The sequence below is a fragment of the Nguyenibacter vanlangensis genome (genome assembly GCF_013376155.1).
Lineage (GTDB): Bacteria > Pseudomonadota > Alphaproteobacteria > Acetobacterales > Acetobacteraceae > Gluconacetobacter > Gluconacetobacter vanlangensis.
On sequence record NZ_JABXXP010000384.1, the window covers coordinates 1 to 2,833 of the forward strand.

The window sequence follows — 2,833 nt, forward strand, 5'->3', positions numbered from 1 at the left end:
CGATGTGCGGCCCCATGGACTGGGTGCGCATGCCCTCGGCGCGGGCCAGGGCGCTGATGGTGGCGGGGCCGGCGCGCTCGAGGCGCGACAGGACCGACAATTGGGAGAGATTGAAGCCGTCCTGCGCGGCCTGTTCGCGCAGGCGGCGCTTCAGCTTGCCGGTCACGACACGCAGCATCATGGCCAGGGCTTCCGGCGCGGTCGGGTCTGGCCCGGTCGGGTTTAACAGGGTCGGGTCCGGCATGGAGGACGGGGGCTTGGACGTCGGGCGCGCGATTATGGGCAGGAAACCTGCCAAGGTAGACTTCATTTTCGGCCGATTGTCAAAAACCCATTGTCAAGGGAGGATGAAGCAGGACCTGGCCCGGAGCATTGCGGATCACCCGCGGCAGCCTTGCCGAAAATATCTGTTGCCATGGAATTAGTGGTCATGGCAATCAACCGCCCGGCCATGCAGGGGGGCGGGAATGGACAGGCGGGCGGAGGACGATGCGGAAGCGCAGGGAATGCGCCGCTTCCTGCAGATCGACGAAGCCCGGTTCCGCGACGTGGCGATGACGTTCCGGGTGATCCGGCTGGGCGCGGTATGGCGCACGCGGCTGGAGCGCGCACTGAAATCCACCGGGCTGAGCGTCGCGGGGTTTCGGCCGATGGCCTATCTGATGATGATGCCGGACGGTACGTCCCAGCGCGCCCTGGCGGCGGCGATGGATACCGATACGTCGGCCCTGGTGCGGGTGCTGGACCTGCTGGAGGCGTCGGGGCTGGTGGAACGCCGCCCCGATGCGGCCGACCGGCGGACCAACCGGCTGTACATCACGCCCGCGGGGCAGCGCAAATGCCGCCAGTTCCACCGGATCGCTGCCCGGCTCGAGCGGGACCTGACCATGGGCCTGGACCCCGATGCAGCGCCCGCGCTGGTGCGGGTGATGGATCGCATCCTGCTGAATGCCGAGCGCCGCACGCATGACGGCGCCGGGGCGGAGGCATAGGGCGATGGACCTGCCGCGCCGGCTGTGGGCGCTCTTTGCCGAGGATGCGCGCTGGCAGGACATAAGGGGGCGCGCGGCCTTCTGCGCGCGGACCTTCGCGGCGATCGCGCTGGCGCTGTTCTGTTCGTTCCTGTTCCAACTGGAATCGCCGTTAAGCTCGGTCACCACGGTGATGATCGTGGCCAATCCCACGGTGGGCGCGCTGATGTCCAAGAGCATCTGGCGCGTGATCGGCACCGTGCTGGGGGCGGCGATCGCGGTGGCGATGATGGCCGTGCTGGCGCAGTCGCCGGTGCTGTACATGATGGTCCTGGCGGTGGTCGTGGCGTTCGCCTGTCTGGTCGCGACCTTTCTGCGGCTGTTCAGGGCCTATGCGGCCGTGCTGACCGGCTATACGATCGTGATCGTCGCAGCGCCCGCCTATGCCGATCCGAACGGCATCTTCGTCAGCGCGCTGTCGCGCCTGTCGGCGGTCACGGTGGGCGTTGTCGCCACGGCCGTCGTCTTTCTGGTCACGACGATGCGCCGGCCGGAAAACGTGGCGGCGCAGATCGCGCAGATCGTGCGCGATACGGTCGACCATGCCATGGCCTATCACAATTTCCGCCGTGGCGTGGCGGGGGCCGAGGCGGCGCCGCTGTCGGTCACGGGGGAATTCAGGTCCCTGCCCACGCCGCTGTACGACCGGCGCGGCGTGCTGATGTCGCGGATCGGCGCGCTGATCTCGGCGGTGGAATACGCGGCGACCGATACCTATGAGATCCGCCGGCGGATCGGCGCGCTGCGCGTGGGGCTCAGCGGCCTGGCGGGGGTCGTCGCGACCTATCATCCGCTGTGGAGCAGCATGGAGGTGACGGCGCCCGCCATGGAGCGCCTGCATGCGCACCTGGCCGGGTTGATGGAACAGATCCTGGCGATTGTCGGCCGTCCCGGCTGGATGGAGGATATCCGCCCGATTCGCGCGCTGATCGCCGCCGCCCGGGCGCACCTGACCCAGGCCGAGCGCAACGAGGCCGACATCGCCGTGCTGGCCGCGATCGACAACCTGCACGACGTGCTGTCGCAACTGGACGGCGTGCTGCTGTACCTGTCCGCCGAACACGCGCCGCGGCATGCGCGGCTGCGCTGGTTTCTGGACTGGCCCACGGCGCTGCGCAACGGCGCGCGCGGCGGGGTCATCACGCTGCTGGCCGGGCTGATGTGGTACGTGCTGCATTGGAGCGCCGGCCCGATGCTGATGCTGTATGTCGTCGCCGCGTCCAGCCTGGTGTCGACCACGCCCTCGGCGTCGCGCGCCAGCGTGCTGATGGCGGGGGGGACGCTGCTGTCGATCCCGGCGGGAATCGCCTGCCACATGCTGGTGCTGCCGCGCATCGACGGGTTTCCGCTGCTGCTGGGTGCGTTGTGCCTGTTCCTGCTGCCCGGGGTGTGGATGCAGTTCAGCCCGCGCTGGGGGATCGGCGCCTTCGGCTACTCGGTGTTCTTTACCGCGCTGCTCGACGTTGCGAATCCGATCCGGTACCATGACCTGTCCCTGACCAATAACTGGCTGACCTTCGCGGTGGCGTGCGTGCTGCTGGTGCTGGGCTTTCGCGTCGTTCTGCCGCCCGATGACCGGCTGGACGCCGCGCGGCTGGTGGCCTCGATCGGCCGGGGGGTGCGCCGGCTGGCGCTGGTCCTGCCCGAGACGCCCGGCGCGTGGGTGACCTGGGAAGGGGTGCAGATCCAGAAGATCATGCGCCTGGCCATGCGGTTGTCGCTGTGCATGGCGGTGCGCGAGCGCAACGCCTATACCGACGCCGCGCTGGGGGCGGTCGCGCTGGGGCGGCTGGTGGTGCGGG

At 69.0% G+C, this 2,833-nt stretch carries 3 protein-coding genes; 2 read left to right on the plus strand and 1 reads right to left on the minus strand.

Features of this window, described 5'->3' with window-relative positions; translation table 11 throughout:
- On the minus strand, positions 1-310 hold a 310-nt coding region (locus tag HUK84_RS14240), incomplete at its 3' end, for a MarR family winged helix-turn-helix transcriptional regulator (protein ID WP_374729366.1).
- 157 nt (positions 311-467) lie between these two features.
- On the opposite strand from HUK84_RS14240, the gene HUK84_RS14245 reads away from it, so the two are divergent.
- Both HUK84_RS14245 and HUK84_RS14250 read left to right on the plus strand, forming a co-directional pair.
- Positions 468-992 carry a MarR family winged helix-turn-helix transcriptional regulator gene (locus HUK84_RS14245; RefSeq protein WP_246285695.1) on the plus strand — a complete coding sequence of 175 codons (525 nt, stop codon included), beginning with the start codon at positions 468-470 and terminating at the stop codon, positions 990-992.
- Between the two features lie 4 nt (positions 993-996).
- Positions 997-2,833: FUSC family protein (locus HUK84_RS14250; protein ID WP_176640880.1), on the plus strand; the 1,837-nt coding region annotated here is incomplete at its 3' end.